Raw genomic sequence first — 22887 nt, 5'->3', positions numbered from 1 at the left:
AAAATCGATCTCCCCGCCCCCCGGCGGGCGGAAGCGCCCCGCCCGCTGGAGCCAGTTCTGGTAGCCGCCGTAAACGCCGCAGCGGCCGTCGCGGCGGAACTCCGCGTCCTTGACGTGGAAGGCTTTTATCCGCTGATGATAGATGTCGATATAGGCCAGGTAGTCCATTTGCTGCAGATGCAGATGGCTGGGGTCGTAGAGCATATTGCAGCGCGGATGGTTATCCACCAGCTGCAGAAAACGCTCGAAGGTCACGCCATCGTGCAGATCTTCCCCGGGATGAATTTCGTAGCACAGATCCACCCCCTGCTGGTCAAAGCCGTCGAGGATCGGCCGCCAGCGGCGGGCCAGCTCGCTAAACGCCTCGTCGAGCAGCTGCGGGTTGTGCGGCGGCCAGGGGTAAAAATAGGGCCACGCCAGCGCCCCGGAGAAGGTGGCGTGCGCCGTCAGGCCTAAGCGCCCGGAGGCGATCGCCGCCTGCTGCAGCTTTTCGCAGGCCCAGCGCTGCCGCGCCTGCGGATTTCCGCGCAGCGCGGGGGGCGCAAAGCCGTCAAACGCCGCGTCGTAGGCCGGATGTACCGCCACCAGCTGCCCCTCCAGATGCGTAGAGAGCTCGCTAATCACCAGCCCGTGCGCCGCCAGCCGTCCCTTAACCTCGTCGCAGTAGGTCTGGCTCGCCGCCGCCTGCTCGAGGTCAAAGATAGCCGGATGGTTGCACGGGATCTGCAGCGCCCGATAGCCCAGCCCTGCGGCCCACTCCGCCAGCCCGTCTAGGGTGTTAAACGACGGCTGCGTGCCGATAAACTGCGCCAGAAAGATGCCCGGCCCCTTGATAGTTCTCATCACCACCTCCGAAAAAATTAGCGCGGCTCTTTCTCGTTATACTGGAAAGAGAAAAGGAAAATCAGTGCGATAACCGCCGCCGCAACCGCCGGGATCCACCAGAAGGTGACCCACGCCCCCGGTACGGCCTGTCCGGCAACCAGCTGGTTATACAGCGCGCCGGAGATTTGCGAACCGAGCAGCATGCCGATGCCGTAGGTGAACATCACAATCATGCTCTGCGCCTGGCCTTTTACCTTCTCCCCCGCCACCCGGTCGGTATAGATAAAACCGACGACGAAGAAAAAGTCGTAGCACACGCCGTGCAGCAGGATGCCGAGATAAAGCAGGAAGCGCCCCTCTTCGCTGACGCCGAGGGCAAAGAAGGCGTAGCGGACGAACCACGCCAGCATCCCCACCAGCAGCATATATTTCACCCCGAGGCGGCGGAACAGCAGCGGGATCACCAGCATAAAGACGATTTCCGACATCTGGCCGAACGACATCGCGGTGCTGACGTCAGCCACGCCGGCATCCGCCAGGTATGAGGCGGTGTAGGCGTAGTAGGTCCCCAGCGGAATGGAGATCAGCGTGGCGCACAGGCAGAAGATAAAGAAGTGGCGCGTTTTCAGTAGCGCAAAGGCGTCGGCACAGAACAAATCGCGCAGCTTTACCGGCATCCCCTTCGCCGGCGCCGGCGTATGGGGCAGCGTCAGGCTGTAGAGCGCCAGCGCCACCGAGCACAGCGCCGCAAGGCTGAAGATGGCGGTGGTGTTGGAAATACCGGTCACCCCGATGCAGATCCCGGCGATAATCCAGCCGATGGTGCCGAAGACGCGCACCACCGGAAAGGTTTTATCGACGTTCGCCAGGCTGTGGAAAGCGATATTATTGGTCAGCGCCAGGGTCGGCATATAGCACAGCGTATAGCCAAACAGCAGGCCGATCAGCAGCGCGCCGTTTTGCGCGACCAGCGCCTGCGGGACAAACCACAGAATCACCGCCCCCGCCAGGTGCATCACCGCCATCACCTTCTGCGACGGGAAGAAGCGATCGACCAGCATCCCCAGCACAAACGGCGATAAAATGGAGGCAATCGGCCCGGCGGAGAACGCGTCGCCGATCAGCAGCGCCATATCGTAGCGCGTCATCACCAGGCCGAGGGTGACCGACCAGCTCCCCCAGATAAAGAACTGCATAAACATCATTAACGACAGGCGCGGCACCAGAAACCGGTGCTGCACGCGAACACTTTCACGACCTTCCGCTGTTGATACCATTTTGACCGCCCTCAAAAAGTAATCGATTACAAAGTATCTCGATGAACAAAGTAATCGATTACAAAAAGAAGATCCTTAAGCAAATGCGCTAAGCGCGAAGAAGATCACAATAAAGGATTACGGCTCCGTCGGACGACGGAGCCGCGGGCGTTACACCGGACGGCGCAGCAGCTTGAAGACCACAAACAGGAACAGGATCCACACCGGCAGCAGAACGGCCGACAGGCGCATTCCGTCGATCGTGCACATCAGCACCAGAATCAGCCCCAGGAAGGCGATGCAGAGATAGTTTCCGCCTGGCGCCAGCAGCGCTTTGAACTTCGACTCGCGTCCCTTACGACGCTGCGCGGCGCGGAATTTCAGATGCGCCATGCAGATCATTATCCAGTTCAGCAGCAGCGTCGCCACCACCAGCGCCATCAGCAGACCCAGCGCCTTTTGCGGCAGCAGGTAGTTGAGCAGCACCACCAGGGAGGTGATCACCCCGGAGAGGATCAGCGAGTTGACCGGCACGCCGCGCTTGCTGACCCGGGCGAGAAACTTCGGCGCGTTGCCCTGCACCGACAGGCCGAACAGCATCCTGCTGTTGGAATAGACGCCGCTGTTGTAAACCGACAGCGAGGCCACCAGGATGACGAAGTTAAGCGCGGAAGCCACCACGTTGCTGTCAAGATTATGAAAAATCATTACGAACGGGCTGCTGTCAGATTTAACGTCCACCCACGGGTAGAGCGCCAGCAGCACCACCAGCGAACCGATATAGAACAGCAGGATACGGTAGACCACCTGGTTCACCGCTTTCGGGATGCTCTTTTCAGGATTCTGCGCTTCCGCGGCGGTGATGCCGATAAGCTCCAGGCCGCCAAAGGAGAACATAATCACCGCCAGCGACATCACCAGGCCGTGCCAGCCGGTGGCCAGAAAGCCGCCGTGGCGCCACAGGTTATCGAACCCCGCCCTGCTGCCGCCGTGGCCGCCGAACAGCATCCACAGGCCGAAGCCGATCATCCCGACAATCGCCAGCACCTTAATCAGCGCGAACCAGAACTCCGCCTCGCCGTACAGGCGCACGTTCACGAGGTTAACGGCGTTGATGATAATAAAGAACACCGCGGCCCATACCCAGGTCGGCACGTCCGGCAGCCAGTACTGCATGTAGATGCCGGCAGCAGTCAGCTCCGCCATGCCCACCAGCACGAACATCACCCAGTAGTTCCAGCCGGAAAGAAAGCCGGCAAACGGGCCCCAGTATTTATAGGCAAAGTGGGCAAACGAGCCGGATACGGGCTCTTCGACGACCATTTCGCCAAGCTGGCGCATGATCAGAAAGGCGATGATCCCGGCGATGGCGTAGCCAATCAGGACCGCCGGTCCCGCCATTTGAATCGCCGGACCAATGCCGAGAAACAGGCCGGTGCCGATAGCGCCGCCGAGGGCGATGAGCTGGATATGTCGGTTCTGTAAACCGCGATGAAGCGTCGGGCCGCCGTATTCTGCGGTATCCGACTGCGTTGACGCGTCTTTCACGTCGATCCCCTGTCATTTTTAGTGAAGGGGCACCTTTTACACTTATGCTCGTCCGACTTCAAGCCGCAGATGCGTTTGTTGCCGGCGACGAGGGGCGAGCCGTCCCGGCCCGCCCCCGCGCTTTGGCCTTAGAAATCGTAGCTCATCGATACGCGGAAGGTGCGCGGATCGCCCACCGACAGGTAGGTGCCGGAATCATCGACGCCGGACCAGTACTTCTCGTTGGTGACGTTGGTCACCCCCGCGCGCCAGACCATTTCGTTACGATCGGCGTTGAGGCGCATGCGGTAGCGCACGCCCAGATCGAGGGTGGTATAGCTGTCGAGCTTCTTCGTATTCGCCGCATCGGCGTACTGCGAACCGGTGTGGTTCACGCGCGCGGTGGCCGTCAGGCCCTCGACCGGCTTGATATCATACTCGGCCCCCAGCACCGCATAGAAGCGCGCCACGCCAACCGCGTCTTTCCCGTCGTTGACGCCCTTAGCCGTTTTGGTCTGCTCGGGATCGAGCCACTGCGTGCTGCCGTTGAGACGCAGCCCCAGCATCGGCTCACCGAAGACGTTCAGCTCGGCGCCACGGTTGCGCTGCTCGCCGTCCAGCCCGTAGTAGCCGTTCGCATCGGAAATCGCGTTCGGCTTTTTGATTTGAAACAGCGCCAGCGACCCGCCGACGGTACCGTAGTCAACCTTCACGCCCACTTCATCCTGCTTCGAGTGCGCGATCCCGGTGCTCTGCCCGGCGTTGGCGGCGGTATTCGGCGCCACGCTGCCCGGCTGCAGCGCTTCGGTGTGGTTGGCGTACAGCGACAGCGTTTCCCACGGCTTGTAGACGAGGCCCACGGTCGGCGTCCAGCGGCTTTGGGTATAAAGCGAAGCGGGGTCCTCCACGCCGGTTTTATTGCTGTAGTTACGCACCACCACCTTCTGATGACGGGCGGCGGCGGTCAGCAGCACCTTGTCGTTAAAGAAGCCCAGCGTATCGCTCAGCAGCCAGCCCTGAGTACGGCTGCGCGAGGTGGTCAGGGGGTCGAAGTAGTTGCCGCCAAACAGGGTGTTATCCGGCATCGGCACGTCATGGCCGTCATAAATATTGATGGCCGGGTTTTTCGTCGACATCCGCCACGCGGTTTTATCGCGCTTGATCTGCGCCGAGTAGCCGACGTTGATCTGATGGGAAACCGCGCCGGTGTTGAAATTGCCGCGCACGCCGCCCATGCCGCTGAAGGCGTCGATAATCCGGTTGGTGTCCAGGCGCCCGGCGGTGGCGTCGCCGTTTTTATTCAGCAGTTTAGCCGTGCTGTAGGTGCCGGTCTCGTGCGCGTGCTGGCCGCCGAGGGCGCCGTACAGCGTCCAGCTGTCGCTGAGATCGTATTCCGCCTTCGCCATCCCGAATTCGTTCTCGATATCGCTATAGCCCCACTTCTGGCCGTAGTTTTTGCGGTTATCCGGCACCGCGGGCACGAAGTCGACGCCGCTGACATTCACCCCCATCTCGCCGCCGTGGAAGGTTTTTTTCTGGTAGCCAAAGTCGAGCGATGAACGGAAGCGATCGCTGCGGTAGTCCAGCCCCAGGGAGGCCAGCGTCGTGCGGCGGCGGTCGTTTTCCACCGCCGCCTCGCCTTCGCGATGCACCAGGTTGACGCGCGCGCCGAACTGGTTGTCATCGCCAAAACGACGGCCGAGGTCGAGGCTGCCGCCGACCTGAGAATCGGAGGTATAGTCGACGCCCACTCTGGCGGTTGGGATATCCTCAGCCCGCTTCGGCTCAAGGTTGATCATCCCGCCGACGCCGCTGCTGGCCGCGCCGTTGAGCAGGCCGTTGGCGCCCTTAAAGACCTCCACGCGCTCCAGCATCTGGGTATCCATCACCTGACGCGGCACCACCCCGGCGAGGCCGCCCATGGTCATGTCGTCGCCGTCGAGCTTAAAGCCGCGAATGCGGTAGGTTTCGGCAAAGTTGCCGTAGCCCTGCACCGTCTGGATCCCGGCATCGTTGCTGACCACGTCGGCAATGGTGCGCGCCTGCTGGTCCTGAATTAGCTTAGCGGTGTAGCCGATGACGTTAAAGGGGACGTCCATCGCCTTTTGTTCACCGAGCATGCCGAGGCGGCCGCCGTGGGCAATCTGCCCGTCGAGGAAGGCCGGCACCACCAGATCGCCGCCGGCTTTAAAGTCGCCGCCTTCGCTCGCCTGGACGACCATAACCTCTTCGTTTTTTTTGCTGCCGGCCGCGTCGTCCGCCGCCGCAGCGCCCTGGGCGACGGCGCCAATCGTTAGCGCCAGCAGCGTTTTACGTAGCGGAAAGGATGAAGTATGAGTGACGTGCATAATGTGTCCCGTGGAGGAGAATAAGAAGTGAAACAAAAGGCCCGCTGCCGGGCCAATTTTAGTTATTGATTCGCCAGGTCAATGCGGACAACGCTGTCCGGACCTTTGGTCGAATGGTCTTTATTAAACGGCTGCTTGACGGTAACAAACAGCGTTTGACCGTCGGCTGAGAGCAGCAGGCTGTTGGGGTTAGCCGGAATATCCCACTCGCGCTTCTGCGCGTAGCTGGTGCCGTCGAGGCTGATGACCTTGCCGGACTCGCGCTGGGAGATATAAATCTCGTTGCGTTTCGGGTTGAACAGCACCGACAGCGAGTCGCCCACGTCGAGCTGCTTGATCACCTTGCCGCTGTGAATATCCAGCACCAGGGTGGTTTTCGCTTTCGAGTTATCGGTGACGAACAGGCGGCCGGTTTCGCTATCTTCGGCGATATTCAGCAGCAGCGCCGGCTTGTCGCCCAGCGGCTTCCAGCGCTGCTCAACGCGGTTATTGCGCGGGTTGATAACGAGGATCTCTCCGCCGCCGTTGGCCGCGTACAGGCGCCCGGTTTGCGCGGAATAGTGCAGGCCGGTCATCCATTTGCCGGTGTTTTTAATCCGCGTTTTCAGCTTCAGCGTGTTGGCGTCAACCACCCAGATTTGCGCCGGGTCGGCAACCGCACCCACGTAGAGAGTGTCGTTCAGCAGCAGGATCTGGCGCGCGCCGTACGGCAGGCCTTTATCGTTGCGCTCGCTAAACAGCAGGCGCTTTTTGACTTTGCCGGTGGCGGTGTCAATGGCGCTGATGCCGCCGTCAAGGGAGTTGGTGACGAACAGCGTTGCGCCATCCGGCGATATCTGGACGGCAAAGTTTTTCAGGTCGGTGTAGCTCAGGCCGATGGTCTTCAGGGTTTTCGGGTCGAGCTTATAGACCGCCCCGCCCTGCACGTCTTTAAAACCTTCGGCGCTGGCAACGTACAGCGCATCGCCTTTCGGGCTCAGCGCCATTTCATAGAGGCCTTCGGCCAGCTCGCGCTTCAGCGGCTGCGCCGCGGTAGCAGCGGCGGCGCTTTCGACAGCCGGTTGAGCAACGGGAGGAGTATGGGTAGCGGCGCAGCCGCTTAGGACCGCAGAGATCGCCAGCGCGAGGGCCGGAATAGCGTATTTCACAGGAGGAATCCTTTACATAATCAATGACCTGATGGTAGCTCCTGGCCGATATTGTTTGCTTCAGCCTTGCCGTACCGAGCCCCACCCCACGCCTTCGCTGTTTCCCTGTGAGCGACTCACTAACGCAGGTCATTCCCTACTTAGCCTGCAAACAAAAAGAAGAATGAGAACTATACTCATTATCGACATTCAGGCAAGCGTAATCGCCTCCGCTGCGGGTAAAAACCATAATCTGCTGATTTTAGAACATGATACGCGGAGGGATTTGTCGCCAGCCAGCGAGCGAGACGTTGCGCCTTCCCGGACGCCGCCGTCCGGGAAGGCTATCTCATCTTTAGTGCAGCTTGAGGTGCGGACGAATGATGCGGTTGATCCCGCCGGAGAGCATCAGCAGGCCGGTTTTCACGTAGCCGTGCAGCGTCACCTGATGCATGCGGTACAGCGAATCGTAGACCAGGCGCGCGAGCCTACCCTCCACCATCATCGGCCCCACCGGCAGATGGCCCATAATGCACCCGAGGGTGGTATAGCCTGAGAGCGAGACCAGCGAGCCGCGGTCGCGATAGACGAACGATTTCAGCGGTCGGCCCTTCAGCTGCGCAATAATGTTATTCGCCGTGAAGAGGGCCATCTGGTGAGCCGCCTGGCCGCGCGGAGGAATGAATCCCCCCTCCGGACGCGGGCAAGCGGCGCAGTCGCCGAAGGCAAAAATATGGCTATCGCGGGTGGTCTGCAGCGTCGGCTCAACGACCAGCTGGTTAATCCGGTTGGTCTCAAGGCCCGCAATTTCGCGCATAAAGTCCGGCGCCTTGATGCCGGCCGCCCACACCATCAGATCCGCGCTAATCACGCTGCCGTCTTTGGTATGCAGCCCCTGCTCGTCGGCGCGGGTAATCAGGGTTTGGGTCATCACGTTGACGCCCAGCTTCGTCAGCTCATCGCGCGCGGCCAGGGAGATGCGCTCCGGCAGCGCCGGCAGAATGCGCTCGCCGGCTTCAACCAGGCTGACGTTCAGCGCCTCGTTGGTCAGACGCTTATAGCCGTAGCGCTGCAGCTCTTTCACCGCATTGTGCAGCTCGGCCGATAGCTCGACGCCGGTCGCCCCGCCGCCGACAATCGCAATATTCACCTTGCCGAGGTTCTGCGGGTTAGCCGAATGCCTGAGGAACAGGTTAAGCATCTGCTGATGGAAGCGTTTTGCCTGCTCGGCGCTGTCGAGAAAAATACAGTTCTCTTTTACCCCGGGGGTATTAAAGTCGTTGGAGGTGCTGCCCAGCGCCATCGCTAAGGTATCCCAGCCGAGGGTGCGTTCGGCAACCAGCAGCTCGCCGTTTTCATCGCGCAGCTCCGCCAGGACGAGGGTTTTCTCGTCGCGATTAATATCGATAACGGCACCGTGCTGGAACTCAAAATAGTGCTTACTGGCATGCGCCATAAAGCTCAGGGCGTCCACGCCGGCATCCAGCGATCCGGTCGCCACCTCATGCAGCAGCGGCTTCCACAGGTGGCTGTGGCTGCGATCGACAAGGATAATCTGAGCCTTATTACGTCGACCGAGCCTATGCCCCAGCTGCGTGGCCAGCTCCAGACCGCCGGCACCGCCGCCGACAATGACAATTTTTTTTAATGGCGCAGTCACTGCGACCTCCTAAAAATAAAAAAACAAATGTTAATTAAAAATTATTAATTAATGTTTAATTAACAACAGTTCGCCGAATAGCGATAAGCAAAAGGAATAATTCCGCAACCGGTAGTCATAACGCCGAAATGGACAAGCGGCCATTTTTAATCCGCTTATTATTGTACAAGTTTTCGCTGAATTCTCTGGCACACATATATGAGGTAAATAAAAAGGCCACTAAGTTGTTAGCTAGCGGCCGGAGGGAGGATGATTTAAATATTAACCCAAAGTATTATTTTATTTCCGACAGGAGTTAAACCCTAAAGAGTATATTTCGTCAGGCCCGTCGGCTATTAATAGCGCACCATCACGGATTTAAGTTCAGTGTAATCATCAATAAACGCGCTGCCAAACTCGCGCCCGATGCCCGAGCCTTTCATGCCGCCAAAGGGGACCGCCGGGTCGGCGCCAGCGCGCAGGTGCTGAACGTAACCACGCACCGCTAGCCGGGAAAAGCCGGAGCCCGACGGCTCCGGCAGGCGGCTATCAGGCGCTGGCGATCTCGAGCCGCGCCAGCTGCGCGGCGTTGAGCGTCAGCCCGGCGGCGCGGGCAAAGCTCTCAACCTGGGCGACGCCGGTAGCGCTGGCGATCGGCGCGGTCACCCCTTCCCGGCTCATCAGCCAGGCGAGGGCCACCTCCGCCGGCTTAGCGTTGTGCTGCCCGGCAACCTCTTCGAGGGTATCGAGAATACGCATCCCGCGCGGATTGAGGTATTTGGCGATGCCGCCGCCGCGCTGGCTCTGCGCCAGGTCGGCCTGCTGGCGGTATTTGCCGGTTAAAAAGCCGGAGGCCAGGCTGTAGTAGGTCACCACGCCAATCTCGCGGCTGATGCAGAGATCGCAGAGTGCGCCTTCGAAGGCGGAGCGGTGATAGAGATTATATTCCGGCTGCAGCACCTGCCAGGCCGGCAGGCCGCCCTTGCGCGCCACCTCCAGCGCCGCCGACAGCTGCTGCGCGTCGAGGTTCGACGCGCCGGTCGCACGGATTTTTCCCGCCTGCTGCAGGGCCTGGAACGCTTCCAGGGTTTCCGCCAGCGGAGTTTGCGGATCCGGCCAGTGGGCAAAATAGAGATCGATATAGTCGCTATTCAGGCGGCGCAGGGAGCGTTCTACCGCCTGCTGGATCCAGGCTTTGCTCAGCCCTTTTTGCCCGTCGGGCCCCATATCTGCGCCGACCTTGCTGAAGATTTTGACTCTATCGCGCATCCCCGGCCGCGCCTGCAGCCAGCGGCCGATTATCGTTTCCGACTCTCCGCCCTGATTGCCGTCCGCCCAGCGGGAGTAAACGTCCGCCGTATCGATAGCGTCAAAGCCGTGGTCAACGAAAGCATCAAGAATGGCAAAACTGGTTTTTTCATCGCAGGTCCAGCCGAAAACGTTACCGCCAAAGACCAGCGGCGCAATGGAAAATCCGGTTTTGCCCAATGGACGTGTCATCATGCCGTTCACTCCTTATTGACCCGTCGTCCTTCAGGTTGCCCGCGCCCGGCCTGGTTCAACTCGAATGAGTGAGGGTCTCGTTTATATTCTGCGTCCTGCGTTATCGGGCCAGGGTCAGAAATGATAGTAGAGAAAGGAAGCCTGAGGCGGGCTTTCCGTGCCCGCCGCCTGCATAACCGCATTATGTCCCGGAATAGACGTCAAAGCTAAAATATTTCCCGGCCAGTTTTTTATAGGTTCCGTCGGCAAGAATTTTGGCAATCGCGCCGTTAATCTCCTGACGCAAGGCGTCGTCGTCCTTGCGCAGGCCAATGGCCGCCCCGGCGCCAAACAGCTTATCATCCTGCAGATGACCGCCAACGAAGGCGAAATCTTTGCCCTGCGGCTGCTGCAGGAAGCTGTAGTCCGCCATCATTCCTGAGAGCACCGCGCCGTCGATACGCCCGGACTCCAGATCCCGCACCACGCTGTCGGCGCCCTGGTAGGCCACGATATTAATTCCCGCCGGACGCCAGTGCTGATTCACGTAGGTTTCCTGCGCCGAGCCCTGCTCCACGCCGATGGTTTTGCCCTTCAGCTGCTCCGGCGTATTGCCGCTCAGCGTATTTTTGCGCGCCACGAGGAACACCGGGCCGTTGTAGAGCTTGTCGCTAAAGCCAATCTGCTCTTTACGCTTCTCGGTCATATACATACCGGAGAGAATGGCGTCAAACTTACGCGCCTTCAGCGCCGGAATGATGCCGTCGAAGTTGCTTTCCACCCACACGCATTTGGCCTGCAGCTGCTGGCAGATGGCGTTGCCTAAATCAATATCGAAACCCGCCAGCTTGCCCTGCGGATCCTTCCATTCAAACGGCGCAAAAGTCGGATCGACGCCAAAGCGAATTTCCTTATTTTCCGCGGCCAGCGCCGACGTTGAGGCCATCAGCGCAACCCACAGCAGAAGTGATTTTTTCATTATTTACGAGCTCCAGAGATCAGCGGCAGTGCGTTTCAACTAACCGGGCGAAAAGCGTCGCGCCGGTGCTAATAATGTCATCATTAAAGTCGTAGCCTGGGTTATGCACCATGCAGCTGCCCTTGCCGCCCTTCTCGCCGTTGCCCAGCAGGAAGTAGCAGCCCGGACGCGCCTGCAGCATAAAGGCAAAATCTTCGCTGGCGTTCATCGGCGCGATCGACGGCAGCACCTTCTCGCTGCCGAAGACCTCCAGCGCCAGCGCCCTGGCAAACGCCGTCTCCTCCTCGCTGTTGGTCAGCACCGGATAGGAGTCGTAAACCTCGATCTCGCTGGTTGCACCGTAGCTTTTGGTGGTGAACTCGGTAATTTCGTGGATGCGTTTAATCAGCAGATCGCGGACCTCGGGCTTCATCGCCCGTACGGTCAGCTCCATCACCGCGCTTTCAGGAATGACGTTGGAGGCGATGCCCGACTGGAAGGTGCCGACGGTGACAACGGCGGTTTCTCCCGGCGGCACGTTGCGCGCGACGATGCTCTGCAGGGCCATCACCAGCGCCGCGCCGGCCAGGATGGGGTCAACCGCGCGGTCAGGGTGAGCGCCGTGGCCGCCGTAGCCGTGAACGGTGATTTTGACCGTATCCGCCGAGGCCATAAAGTTGCCGGCATAAAAGCCGAGCTTGCCGACCGGCAGTCCCGGCATGTTGTGCAGCGCAAAGATGCGCTCGCAGGGGAAGCGATCGAACAGCCCGTCTTTAATCATTAAATCCGCCCCGCCGATGGCCTCTTCCGCGGGCTGGAAAATAAGGTGTACGGTGCCGTTAAATTCGCAGGCCGGAGAAGCGATATACTTCGCCGCCGCCAGCAGGATGGTGGTGTGGCCGTCATGGCCGCAGGCGTGCATTTTTCCCGCCACGGTGCTGGCCCAGGGCAGGTCGGTGGTTTCAACAATCGGCAGCGCGTCCATATCGGCGCGCAGCCCGATGGTGCGCGGCGAATCGCCCTTGCGCAATGAACCGACCAGCCCGGTTTTTCCCAGCTCGCGGGTTACCTGATAGCCCCACTCCGCCAGCTTTCCGGCCACCAGCTCGCTGGTATTAAACTCTTCGAGGCTTAATTCCGGATTGGCATGTAAATAATGACGGATCGCAATCATTTCATCTTCAGCTGCTTTAATTTCTGGAATTACAAAATCGGTCATGCCGGTCTCCGGGAAATAAGATATACCCGCCGTCATTGTGCCTGCATCCGCGTTGGCAATAGTCCGGCCGCTTGCCGTTTTCGCCCCGTCGGGCGCGGTGTACGGCCGCTAATCCGGGTAAACGCCAGGGCGTTCGCCGCGCTGCAGAGCAAAATTCATTGGGTCAGGATATCTTCAATAATTCAGGTTCCGACGGCGCCGCAGCCTGAAGGATGAAGAATATACTCAGAGTGAATAACTTATCTGGATAAGCGGTTATTGCAAGCAGCATTTCTAATTCCTGAGGGAGCCATCATCTTATTTACTAATGATTATTCAGCGCCTTATCAACGGTGCCGGGGAAATACGCCGGCGCCTGGCGGATTAAAAATGCGCGCCGGCGGGCAGGCTGTTTAGCTTTCACAGAAAGCAGCGGCGAACCATCCAGGCCTTCTATGATAAAGCGCCGCGCGACAATTTTATGACCAGAGGCGGTGATGAACGGCTACGGCTGGTGGCCGGATGATGAGCTAAAGAGAAAACAGGCCGCATGCCTGAAGCCATGCGAATTGGAAATTGGGATTGGAAATTGGGAAACCGCTTCGGTCCTGGCTCGGCGATGAGCGCTCCCGGAGCGGTACGCAGTACCGCTCCGGGATGCCGCGGGCTAGCGGCTAGTTGTTGAGAAGACCATTCACCAGAATGGAGGTGATGATCCCGGTCGCCGCCGCGATCAGAACGTAGTTGCCGTCGATATAGGACCAGTGCTGCCCCTGAGGAGGCGCCGGCAGGCCGCGATCGTTCCAGTTATTAATCCGGTACGCGCTGCCGCGATAGCGCTCAGGCGCGGGCTGGCCTTTGCGGAAGTCATGGCCGTTCCAGGCGAAATGCTCCTGCTCGTGGCGATCCTGACGATGCTGCTGCGAAGCGCCGTCGCGCCCCTCCTCGCCGCGATTCGGTCCGCGATTATTGCCATTATCCTGATGGGCGTTCGCCTGGTTTCCCTGCGGCCCGTTGCCGGGCCCCTGCTGGCGATTGCCGTCGCCTTTTCCATGCCCGGACTCATTTTGCCAGACCTGCTGCTGGCCGGGACCGTTGCCGCCATTCGGGCCGTCGGCGTAGGCCAGCGACGTGAGCGTGCAGGATAAAATAACTGCCAGAGTAATAATCTTTTTCATTGTCCACCTCCTGATTTATTTCCTTTTTACCGACGGAATGTGGAGAAACGGTGAGCATCGGGATAACCAGGAGTATTCCTGGCATATTGTCGCGGGCGGTAATCTTAATAATCTGGCGGATATGGCGTCTGCAAGAACCCAATAAAAAAGGCCGCTTGCGCGGCCCTTTTATGCAGAACGGTCAGTGATTACTCAGTGACTTTCTTTTTTAAATCTTCCGCACCCTGCTTGGTTTTATCCCAGCCTTTCTCGGTGGCGGCTTTGGTTTTATTCCAGCCTTTTTCAGTCCCTTCTTTGGTCTTGTCCCAACCCTTCTCGGTACCTTCTTTGGTCTTGTTCCAGGTTTTCTGCGTGCCTTCGCTGACCTTGCTGCCCAGGCTATCGCTTTTGCCTTCCGCCGCATGTTTGGACTTAAGCTTCAGCTCATCGCCTTCATTCTGGGCCTTATGCAGCTTTTCCTTCGCCGTGTTAGCCCCTTCATGGGCCGCCGCGACGGTTTCATCAGTAGCGTGTGTGGTGGTGGTTGCAGCAAAAACGGGGGCTGCTACCAGAATCGCAGATAACGCAATCATTGCCTTTTTCATAATTTCCTCTCTAACGTGCTTAGTGTTATGAGTCGCATTCAGCATGGCACAAGATTCTGCCGTTTGGCTTTAGGGATAGTTCTTAAAACTGCTCTTAACGCTGACTGCCTGTTTTTTAGGCAGTTAACTGCGGGTGGCGACCGTTCTTATAAGCTCCAGCAAAGTTGTTACATTCTATGAAATCGACGTTTCATATATCTGCCGTTTATTTTCACACAAGAATAATTATCAAAATCATTATATTTATAATTAGCAAACGGAACTCATATTATGGCAATAAAATCAGTAAGTTCGCTTATTCTTACTGCGCTCATCTCCGCCCCGCTGTCCGGCTATGCCACCCAGTACCCGCTCACCGTGACCGACCTCGACGGCCGCAGCATTACTCTCCAGCACGAGCCGCAGCGCATCATCCTGCAGGACGGCCGGGATATTATGGCGCTGGCGCTTCTCGACCGCGACAACCCCTTTAAGCGGCTGGTTGCCTGGAATAATCTGGCGAAAAAACAGGATGTTGAAACCTGGAAGATGCTGCAGCAGAAGTGGCCGCAGTCGGCGAGCATTCTGGATATGGGCTTTAGCGATAAGGGCAATATTGACCTTGAAAGCGTGATTTCCCGCCAGCCGGACCTGATGATTGCCCAGCTGCGCGCGAAGCCGGCGCTGGAAGAGAGCGGCATTATCAGCAAGCTCGGCGCGCTTAATATTCCGGTGCTGTTTGTCGATTACGAGGTGAATCCGGCGAAGGATACCGCCCCGAGCGTCGACCTGCTGGGCCAGGTGCTTAACCGCGAAAGCAACGCCAAAGCCTATACCGACTACTATCGCCAGCAGCTGCAGGCCATTCGCCAGAAAACCGCCGCCATCGCGCCGAAGGCGAACGTCTTCGTCGAGGCGCTGGCGGGCAACAGCGACGCCTGCTGCTTTACCCACGGACATAGCGGCTGGGGCGGGCTGGTTGAAGCGGTCGGGGCCAATAACATCGGCGCGCAGGTGCTGCCAGGCGCCTCCGGCTTTGTGGCGCTGGAGAAGGTGATTAGCATGAAGCCCGACGCCTACATCATGACCGGCTCGAAACGCGGCAACAGCCAGGTTCTGCCGCTGGGCTACCGGGTTAACCAGCAGGAGGTGAACGCCCAGGCTCAGGTTCTGCTCTCGCGGACCGGCGTCAGCGCCATCCCGCCGGTGAAGGCCGGGCGGGCCTACGGGATTTATCACCACTTTTACAACCATCCGTGGAATATCGTCGGTATGGAGTATCTGGCGAAAGATATCTATCCGCAGACCTTTAGCAGCCTCAGCCCGGATGACAGCTACCGCTATATCGTGCGCCATTTCACCACCCTGCCAGACCTGCCCTTCGTCTTTTCCTGGAAACAAGGTGAGTAAGCGCCCATGAGCTCGACGACTGAATCCGCCCTCGGCGCCCTCGGGGCCGGGGAGGAGGTGACGGCCAGCTACCGCCGGATCGTCCGCCGCCGCATCGCTTTTATGCTGCTGCTGGCGGTGCTGATCGTCACCTCTCTGCTGCTCGATTTTATGATGGGTCCGTCCGGGATGCCGCTGCAGACGCTGTGGCAAACCCTGATCGATCCGGCCAGCGCCAGCGCCGGAACGCGGGTTATCGTCTGGGACATCCGCCTGCCGTACGCCCTGATGGCGATTATTGTTGGCCTCGCGCTCGGCCTCGCCGGGGCGGAGATGCAGACCATCCTCAACAATCCGCTGGCCAGCCCCTTTACCCTCGGCGTCTCCTCGGCGGCGGCCTTCGGCGCGGCGCTGGCCATCGTGCTGGGGATCGGTATTCCGGGGATCCCCAGCCAGTGGTTTATCTCGGCCAACGCCTTTATCTTCGCTCTGCTGGCCGCCCTGCTGCTGGACGGCATTACCCGCTGGACCCAGGTGGCCTCCTCCGGGGTGATCCTGTTCGGCATCGCGCTGGTCTTTACCTTCAACGCGCTGGTCTCCATGCTGCAGTTTGTCGCCAACGAAGACACGCTGCAGGGGCTGGTGTTCTGGACCATGGGCAGCATTGACCGCGCCTCGTGGCAGAAGGTAGGTATCCTGCTGGCGGTGCTGGCGGTAGTGATGCCGCTATCAATGCTGAGCTCATGGAAGCTGACGGCGCTGCGCCTCGGAGAAGATCGGGCCATGAGCTTCGGGATTAACGTGCGTCGCCTGCGCTTAACCACCCTGCTGCGGATCAGCATCCTGTCGGCGATTTCGGTGGCCTTCGTCGGCCCGATTGGCTTTATCGGCCTGGTCGCTCCGCATATAGCACGCCTGATTTTCGGCGAAGATCACCGCTTTTACCTCCCTGCCAGCGCCCTGATCGGCGCGCTGGTGCTGTCGCTGGCCTCCGTGGCGTCGAAGAATCTAATCCCCGGCGCCATTATTCCGGTCGGGATCGTCACCTCGCTGGTTGGCGTTCCGTTCTTTCTGAGCATCATTCTGCGCCACCGGGGGAACGTATGAATCCGCACATCTCTACGGGGCTGGCGCTGTCGCGCTTTAGCGCCGGCTATCCTAAGCGCCAGGTGATCCGCGACCTGACGGTACCGCGGCTGCCGCGCGGTGAAATCACCGCCCTGCTGGGCCCCAACGGCAGCGGAAAATCGACCCTGATGCGGGCGATGGCCGGCCTGGGCCCCTCGACGGGAGAGCTGTCGCTTGACGGGGAAAACCTGCTGGCGCTGCCGTTTGCCCGGCGGGCGGAAAAGGTGGTCTATCTGCCGCAAACGCTGCCGGCGGGGGTCCATCTGCACGTGCTGGAGTCGATTATCGTCGCCCAGCGCGCGGCCGGCGGCGTGCACGACGCGCAAAGCCAGCAGCAGGTGATGTCCCTGCTGCGCCAGCTTGGCATTGAACATCTGGCGCTCAGCTACCTCGACCGGCTTTCCGGCGGGCAAAAGCAGCTCGTCGGCCTGGCGCAGTCGCTTATCCGCCAGCCGGCGCTGCTGCTGCTCGATGAGCCGCTCAGCGCGCTGGATTTGAACTACCAGTTCCACGTGATGGATCTGGTGCGCAGGGAGACCCGAAAGCGCAATATCGTCACCCTGGTGGTGGTGCATGACATTAATATCGCCCTGCGCCATGCCGATCGCGTGCTGATGCTAAAAGAGGGACGTCTGCTGGCCGAGGGGGCGCCGTCGCAGGTGATTACGCCGGAGATCTTAGCCGAGGTGTACGGCGTGCGGGGACGCATTGAGCCCTGCTCGCAGGGGATCATGCAGGTGATTATTGACGGACTGGTCGGCAGCGCGGTGCCGGCGTAGGCGCCGATGGCCTTGCGCAGCGCCGGCCTGGTGCGGGAATAAGCGTTCGAGATAGATAACGAGGCAATCCGGGTATTTTCCCCGCGAACTGCCGAGTGCAGGGCATTGCGCGCCTGAACAGCGTTCTCTTTTGCCGCCGCTACCGCGGCTTCGCCCGCTTTCCACCTCCGATGACGGGTATCGGCCATTCGCGCGGAAAAGGCGCTCTTTTCATCACCGATCGCAAAACGGGCATATTCCCGCCGGGCCCCGTCGCGATCGGCGGCCGGTTTGCGGCGTCAATCCTCGGGCCGCGTTTTTTTGCCCTGTCTCCCACTTTAGGCATCACGGCGTTTCGATCTGCACGGGGCTATGCTTTAATAAAGCTAAACCGGTTTAATATAGTTTAGCAACGAGGTGGAATAAGCATGAACGCAAAAGTTTGGGTGGTCGGAGATGCGGTAGTGGACCTGCTGCCGGAGAGCGGAGGGCGGCTGCTGCAGTGTCCCGGCGGCGCGCCGGCCAACGTCGCGGTAGGCGTTGCCCGCCTCGGCGGAGAGAGCGGATTTATCGGTCGCGTCGGCGACGATCCCTTCGGCCGCTTTATGCACCAGACGCTAAGTCAGGAGCGGGTTGATGTGAGCCATATGCGCCTCGATCCGCAGCAGAGAACCTCAACCGTGGTGGTCGACCTCGACAGCCACGGTGAGCGCACCTTTACCTTTATGGTGCGTCCCAGCGCCGACCTCTTTTTGCAGCCGGAGGATCTCCCGGCCTTCGCGCCCCGCCAGTGGCTCCACGTCTGCTCTATTGCCCTCAGCGCTGAGCCTAGCCGGAGTACCACCTTCGCGGCGATGGAGCAGATCAAAAGCGTCGGCGGCTGGGTAAGCTTCGACCCCAATATTCGCGAGGACCTGTGGCAGGACCCGGCGCTGCTGCAGGCCTGTCTCGACAGGGCGCTGTCGCTTGCCAACGTGGTGAAGCTCTCTGAGGAGGAGCTGGTCTTTATCAGCGGCAGCAGCGATCTGGCGCAGGGTATCGCCATCTTAACCCAGCGCTACCGGCCGGAGCTGCTGCTGGTCACCCAGGGAAAAGCCGGCGTGCTGGCGGCCTTCCAGCAGCAGACGATCCACTTTGCGGCAAAGCCGGTGGTCAGCGTCGATACCACCGGCGCGGGCGACGCCTTCGTCGCCGGGCTGCTCTCCGGCCTCGCCGCCAACGGCATACCGGCCGACCTGGCGTCGCTGGAGCCCGCGCTGCAGCTGGCGCAAACCTGCGGCGCGCTGGCAACCACCGCCAAAGGCGCCATGACCGCCCTCCCCTGGCAGCACGATCTCAATCGCCAGTTTTGATCCCCCGCGGGCCGTCCTCAACGGCCCGCTTTGTTGCCTCCGTCACAATTATTAAATCGGTTTAGCAAAATTCATTTCGCTATGTTACTTGTCGCGTTTAACATATGAATTAAACCGGTTTAGCAAAAACAACACATCATTCAATTTCACTTTTGGGATGCGAACAGCATGTATAAAAAAAGCACACTTGCCGTCCTTATCGCTTTGCTAACCGGAGCCGGTTCGGTCCATGCGCAAACGGATTTAAGCACCATCGAAGCCCGCCTGATAGCCCTGGAAAAACGCCTGCAGGATGCGGAAAACCGGGCGCAGACCGCGGAAAACCGCGCCGACTCGGCCGAGAAGAAAGTTGAGCAGCTCACCACGCAGCAGCAGAAAACCCAGGACAACACCCAGCAGGTGGCCCAGCGCACCGCCCAGCTGGAGAAGAAAGCCGATGAAAAGAGCGGCTTTGAGTTCCACGGCTACGCCCGCTCCGGCGTAATCATGAACGACTCAGCCTCCAGTACGAAATCCGGCGCCTATATGACGCCTGCGGGGGAAACCGGTGGCGCTATCGGCCGCCTGGGGAACCAGGCCGACACCTATGTTGAAATGAATCTTGAACATAAGCAGACCCTGGATAACGGCGCGACGACCCGCTTCAAAGTGATGGTGGCCGACGGACAAACCACCTACAACGACTGGACGGCAAGCACCAGCGATTTGAACGTTCGTCAGGCCTTCGTCGAGCTGGGCAACCTGCCGACCTTCGAAGGTGCGTTTAAAGGTTCCACCCTGTGGGCCGGTAAACGCTTCGACCGTGATAACTTCGATATTCACTGGGTCGATTCCGACGTGGTCTTCCTCGCGGGTACCGGCGGCGGTATTTATGACGTGAAGTGGAACGACAGCCTGCGGAGTAACTTCTCTCTCTACGGACGCAACTTCGGCGATATTGATGATTCGAGCAATAGCGTGCAGAACTACATCCTCAGCATGAACCACTTCATCGGCCCGGTGCAGGTGATGGTCAGCGGGATGCGGGCGAAAGATAATGACGATCGTAAAGATACCAACGGCAATCTGGTCAAAGGCGATGCGGCAAATACCGGGGTACATACGCTACTCGGTTTGCACAACGACAGTTTTTACGGCCTGCGGGAAGGGAGCAGCAAAACGGCCCTGCTCTACGGCCACGGCCTGGGCGCAGAAGTGAAAGGCATCGGTTCCGACGGCGCGCTGCGTCCGGGAGCCAATACCTGGCGCTTCGCCAGCTACGGCACCACGCCGCTCAGCAAGAACTGGTTTATCGCCCCGGCGGTACTGGCGCAGAGCAGTAAAGACCGCTATGTCGATGGCGACAGCTACCAGTGGGCGACCCTCAACATGCGTCTGATTCAGGAGATCAACCAGAACTTCGCGCTCGCTTACGAAGGCAGCTACCAATATATGGATCTCAAACCCGAGGGCTATAACGACCGTCATGCGGTGAACGGCAGCTTCTATAAACTCACCTTCGCACCGACCTTTAAGGTCGGCAGCATCGGTGATTTCTTCAGCCGTCCGGAGATCCGTCTCTACACCTCGTGGATGGACTGGAGCAAAAAGCTGGATAACTACGCCAGCGATGACGCTTTAGGCAGCAGCGGTTTTAAATCGGGCGGCGAATGGTCGTTCGGTATGCAAATGGAAACCTGGTTCTGACGGCAAGGGTCTGAAACCAGCTTAAAACCGCGGCATCAGTCCTCTGCTGCCGCGGAAATAAAACCAACAAATAATAATGCATTCAGAGGGTACTATGGATTTCGAACACATTTCCCGCTCGCTGCTTCCGCTGTTGGGAGGTAAGGAAAATATCGCCAGCGCCGCGCACTGCGCCACGCGTCTGCGCCTGGTGCTGGTCGATGATTCGCTGGCCGACAAGAAGGCCATCGGCGAAATCGAAGGGGTTAAGGGCTGCTTTAATAACGCCGGTCAGATGCAGATTATCTTTGGCACCGGCATCGTCAACAAAGTCTACGCCGCGTTTATCCAGGTCGCCGGGATCGGCGAGTCCAGCAAGTCGGAAGCCGCCAATATTGCGGCGAGAAAGCTCAACCCGTTCCAGCGCATTGCGCGCCTGCTGTCGAATATCTTCGTCCCTATTATTCCGGCTATCGTCGCCTCCGGCCTGCTGATGGGCCTGCTGGGGATGGTCAAAACCTACGGCTGGGTCGATCCGAGTAACGCTATCTATATCATTCTCGATATGTGCAGCTCGGCGGCCTTTATCATTCTGCCGATCCTGATTGGCTTCACCGCCGCGCGCGAATTTGGCGGCAACCCCTATCTCGGTGCGACCCTCGGCGGCATCTTAACCCACCCGGCGCTCACCAACGCCTGGGGCGTGGCCGCCGGCTTCCATTCGATGAACTTTTTCGGTCTGGAAATCGCCATGATCGGCTACCAGGGCACGGTATTCCCGGTGCTGCTGGCGGTGTGGTTTATGAGCATCGTCGAGAAGCAGCTGCGCCGGGTCATTCCTGACGCCCTCGATCTGATCCTGACGCCGTTCCTGACGGTGATCATTTCCGGCTTTATCGCCCTGCTGATTATCGGCCCCGCCGGCCGCGCGCTGGGCGACGGCATCTCGTTTATTCTTAGCACCCTGATCGCCCACGCCGGCTGGCTGGCCGGGCTGCTGTTCGGCGGCCTCTACTCGGTTATCGTGATCACCGGTATTCACCACAGCTTCCACGCCATTGAGGCCGGACTGCTGGGCAACCCGTCGATCGGCGTCAACTTCCTGCTGCCGATTTGGGCCATGGCCAACGTCGCCCAGGGCGGCGCCTGTCTGGCGGTCTGGTTTAAAACCAAAGATGCCAAAATCAAAGCTATTACCCTGCCATCGGCCTTTTCCGCGATGCTCGGGATCACCGAAGCGGCGATATTCGGTATTAACCTGCGCTTCGTCAAGCCGTTTATCGCGGCCCTGATCGGCGGCGCGGCGGGCGGCGCGTGGGTAGTATCGATGCACGTCTACATGACCGCGGTCGGGCTGACGGCGATCCCGGGTATGGCTATCGTGCAGGCCAGTTCGCTGCTGAACTATATTATCGGGATGGTTATCGCCTTCGGCGTAGCCTTTACCGTTTCCCTGCTGCTGAAATACAAAACGGACGCTGAATAATGTCACTTCCTTCACGTTTGCCGGCAATTTTACGCGCCGTGATGCAGGGCCAGCCGCGCGCGCTGCGCGATAGCCACTATCCGCAGTGGCACCTGGCCCCCACCACCGGCCTGATGAACGATCCTAACGGCTTTATCGAATTTGCCGGGCGCTATCACCTGTTTTACCAGTGGAACCCGATAGCCTGCGATCATAAGTTCAAGTGCTGGGGGCACTGGAGCTCCGCCGACCTGCTGCACTGGCAGCATGAGCCGATCGCGCTGATGCCGGACGAAGAGTACGACCGCAGCGGCTGCTACTCGGGGAGCGCCGTCGATAACGACGGCAAATTGACCCTGTGCTATACCGGCAACGTGAAGTTTGAAGACGGCGGCAGAACCGCGTGGCAGTGCCTGGCGACGGAAAATAGCGATGGCACCTTTAGCAAAACCGGCCCGGTGCTGGCGCTGCCGAAGGGCTACACCGGCCACGTCCGCGACCCGAAGGTCTGGCAGCATGAGGGCCGCTGGTTCATGGTCCTCGGCGCCCAGGATCTGCAAAAGCGCGGTAAGGTGCTGCTGTTCAGCTCCGCGGATCTGCACCAGTGGGAGGCGGAAGGCGAAATTGCCGGCAGCGACCTCAACGGCCTGCGCGACGCCGGCTATATGTGGGAGTGTCCGGATCTCTTCCCACTTGCCGACCGGCATATCCTGATCTGCTGCCCCCAGGGCATCGCCCGCGAGGCCGATCGCTACCTCAATACCTATCCCGCCGTGTGGACGGCGGGACGCTTCGACTACGCCAGCGCCCGCTTTGACCACGGCGCGCTTTATGAGCTCGATGCCGGCTTCGAATTTTACGCCCCGCAGACCATGCTGACCGCCGACGGCCGGCGGCTGCTGGTCGGCTGGATGGGGGTTCCGGACGGCGAAGAGATGCGCCAGCCGACCCTCGCCCACGGCTGGATCCACCAGATGACCTGCCTGCGGGAGCTGGAGCTGCTCGACGGCAAACTCTACCAGCATCCGC

At 59.7% G+C, this 22887-nt stretch carries 18 protein-coding genes and 1 pseudogene; 7 read left to right on the top strand and 12 right to left on the bottom strand.

Annotation, left to right across the window (positions count from 1 at the left end):
- The 12 genes and pseudogenes from PFH44_RS13555 to PFH44_RS13500 form a co-directional block, all read right to left on the bottom strand.
- On the bottom strand, positions 1-843 hold an 843-nt coding region (locus PFH44_RS13555), incomplete at its 3' end, for a sugar phosphate isomerase/epimerase family protein (protein ID WP_283825254.1).
- A gap of 17 nt (positions 844-860) precedes the next feature.
- The gene (locus tag PFH44_RS13550) at positions 861-2066 is read right to left on the bottom strand and encodes an MFS transporter (protein WP_161795667.1); all 1206 of its coding nucleotides are present in this window, start codon (positions 2064-2066) and stop codon (positions 861-863) included.
- Positions 2067-2252: 186 nt separating this feature from the next.
- Complete coding sequence (gene pheP, locus PFH44_RS13545; protein WP_283825253.1) at positions 2253-3629, bottom strand: phenylalanine transporter; 1377 nt, start codon at positions 3627-3629, stop codon at positions 2253-2255.
- Positions 3630-3757: 128 nt separating this feature from the next.
- The gene (locus PFH44_RS13540; RefSeq protein WP_283825252.1) at positions 3758-5956 is read right to left on the bottom strand and encodes a TonB-dependent receptor; all 2199 of its coding nucleotides are present in this window, start codon (positions 5954-5956) and stop codon (positions 3758-3760) included.
- Between the two features lie 62 nt (positions 5957-6018).
- Positions 6019-7104: a YncE family protein gene (locus PFH44_RS13535; protein WP_045854359.1), complete on the bottom strand. Its 1086-nt coding sequence runs from the start codon at positions 7102-7104 to the stop codon at positions 6019-6021.
- A gap of 334 nt (positions 7105-7438) precedes the next feature.
- On the bottom strand, positions 7439-8743 hold the full coding sequence (locus tag PFH44_RS13530; RefSeq protein WP_283825251.1) for an NAD(P)/FAD-dependent oxidoreductase: 1305 nt from the start codon (positions 8741-8743) through the stop codon (positions 7439-7441).
- A gap of 335 nt (positions 8744-9078) precedes the next feature.
- A pseudogene (locus PFH44_RS13525) lies at positions 9079-9189 on the bottom strand (aldehyde dehydrogenase family protein); the annotation flags it as partial.
- Between the two features lie 82 nt (positions 9190-9271).
- Positions 9272-10225 (bottom strand): aldo/keto reductase, encoded by a 954-nt coding sequence (locus tag PFH44_RS13520; protein WP_045854357.1) that lies wholly within the window; start codon positions 10223-10225, stop codon positions 9272-9274.
- Positions 10226-10406: 181 nt separating this feature from the next.
- Positions 10407-11183, bottom strand: coding sequence for an ABC transporter substrate-binding protein (locus PFH44_RS13515; protein ID WP_041144462.1), 777 nt, complete (start codon positions 11181-11183; stop codon positions 10407-10409).
- Between the two features lie 19 nt (positions 11184-11202).
- Positions 11203-12381, bottom strand: coding sequence for a M20 aminoacylase family protein (locus tag PFH44_RS13510; RefSeq protein WP_045854356.1), 1179 nt, complete (start codon positions 12379-12381; stop codon positions 11203-11205).
- Between the two features lie 653 nt (positions 12382-13034).
- Positions 13035-13538 carry an RcnB family protein gene (locus tag PFH44_RS13505; RefSeq protein WP_283825250.1) on the bottom strand — a complete coding sequence of 168 codons (504 nt, stop codon included), beginning with the start codon at positions 13536-13538 and terminating at the stop codon, positions 13035-13037.
- Between the two features lie 188 nt (positions 13539-13726).
- A complete protein-coding gene (locus PFH44_RS13500; protein WP_045854354.1) occupies positions 13727-14122 on the bottom strand; it encodes a hypothetical protein in 396 nt (131 codons plus the stop codon).
- 270 nt (positions 14123-14392) lie between these two features.
- On the opposite strand from PFH44_RS13500, the gene PFH44_RS13495 reads away from it, so the two are divergent.
- From PFH44_RS13495 to PFH44_RS13465, 7 genes are all read left to right on the top strand, one after another.
- Entirely contained in the window at positions 14393-15511 is a 1119-nt protein-coding gene (locus PFH44_RS13495; protein WP_283825249.1) for an ABC transporter substrate-binding protein, read from the top strand.
- Between the two features lie 57 nt (positions 15512-15568).
- The gene (locus PFH44_RS13490; RefSeq protein WP_200894900.1) at positions 15569-16597 is read left to right on the top strand and encodes a FecCD family ABC transporter permease; all 1029 of its coding nucleotides are present in this window, start codon (positions 15569-15571) and stop codon (positions 16595-16597) included.
- Positions 16594-17397 (top strand): ABC transporter ATP-binding protein, encoded by an 804-nt coding sequence (locus PFH44_RS13485; protein ID WP_283825248.1) that lies wholly within the window; start codon positions 16594-16596, stop codon positions 17395-17397. Before PFH44_RS13490 ends, PFH44_RS13485 begins: the two co-directional genes overlap by 4 nt.
- Positions 17398-17804: 407 nt before the next feature.
- Positions 17805-18728 carry an aminoimidazole riboside kinase gene (locus PFH44_RS13480; RefSeq protein ID WP_123706892.1) on the top strand — a complete coding sequence of 308 codons (924 nt, stop codon included), beginning with the start codon at positions 17805-17807 and terminating at the stop codon, positions 18726-18728.
- A gap of 168 nt (positions 18729-18896) precedes the next feature.
- Positions 18897-20414: a carbohydrate porin gene (locus tag PFH44_RS13475; protein ID WP_045854348.1), complete on the top strand. Its 1518-nt coding sequence runs from the start codon at positions 18897-18899 to the stop codon at positions 20412-20414.
- Positions 20415-20508: 94 nt separating this feature from the next.
- Entirely contained in the window at positions 20509-21879 is a 1371-nt protein-coding gene (locus PFH44_RS13470) for a sucrose-specific PTS transporter subunit IIBC (RefSeq protein WP_045854347.1), read from the top strand.
- The coding region (locus PFH44_RS13465) for a sucrose-6-phosphate hydrolase (protein WP_283825247.1) at positions 21879-22887 on the top strand (1009 nt) is incomplete at its 3' end. The genes PFH44_RS13470 and PFH44_RS13465, both read left to right, overlap by 1 nt.

This window comes from Klebsiella sp. Ech2A, from assembly GCF_030078455.1.
GTDB lineage: Bacteria > Pseudomonadota > Gammaproteobacteria > Enterobacterales > Enterobacteriaceae > Klebsiella > Klebsiella terrigena.
The sequence above is the reverse complement of the archived record's forward strand: the minus strand, read 5'-3'. Positions and strand labels throughout refer to the sequence as shown.

Coding starts and splice junctions, on each gene's coding strand:
- PFH44_RS13485 (WP_283825248.1), top strand. CDS start 16,594: ATGAATCCGCACATCTCTACGGGGCTGGCGCTGTCGCGCTTTAGCGCC.
- PFH44_RS13475 (WP_045854348.1), top strand. CDS start 18,897: ATGTATAAAAAAAGCACACTTGCCGTCCTTATCGCTTTGCTAACCGGA.
- PFH44_RS13520 (WP_045854357.1), bottom strand. CDS start 10,225: ATGATGACACGTCCATTGGGCAAAACCGGATTTTCCATTGCGCCGCTG.
- PFH44_RS13510 (WP_045854356.1), bottom strand. CDS start 12,381: ATGACCGATTTTGTAATTCCAGAAATTAAAGCAGCTGAAGATGAAATG.
- PFH44_RS13470 (WP_045854347.1), top strand. CDS start 20,509: ATGGATTTCGAACACATTTCCCGCTCGCTGCTTCCGCTGTTGGGAGGT.
- PFH44_RS13480 (WP_123706892.1), top strand. CDS start 17,805: ATGAACGCAAAAGTTTGGGTGGTCGGAGATGCGGTAGTGGACCTGCTG.
- PFH44_RS13515 (WP_041144462.1), bottom strand. CDS start 11,183: ATGAAAAAATCACTTCTGCTGTGGGTTGCGCTGATGGCCTCAACGTCG.
- PFH44_RS13505 (WP_283825250.1), bottom strand. CDS start 13,538: ATGAAAAAGATTATTACTCTGGCAGTTATTTTATCCTGCACGCTCACG.
- PFH44_RS13540 (WP_283825252.1), bottom strand. CDS start 5,956: ATGCACGTCACTCATACTTCATCCTTTCCGCTACGTAAAACGCTGCTG.
- PFH44_RS13500 (WP_045854354.1), bottom strand. CDS start 14,122: ATGAAAAAGGCAATGATTGCGTTATCTGCGATTCTGGTAGCAGCCCCC.
- PFH44_RS13495 (WP_283825249.1), top strand. CDS start 14,393: ATGGCAATAAAATCAGTAAGTTCGCTTATTCTTACTGCGCTCATCTCC.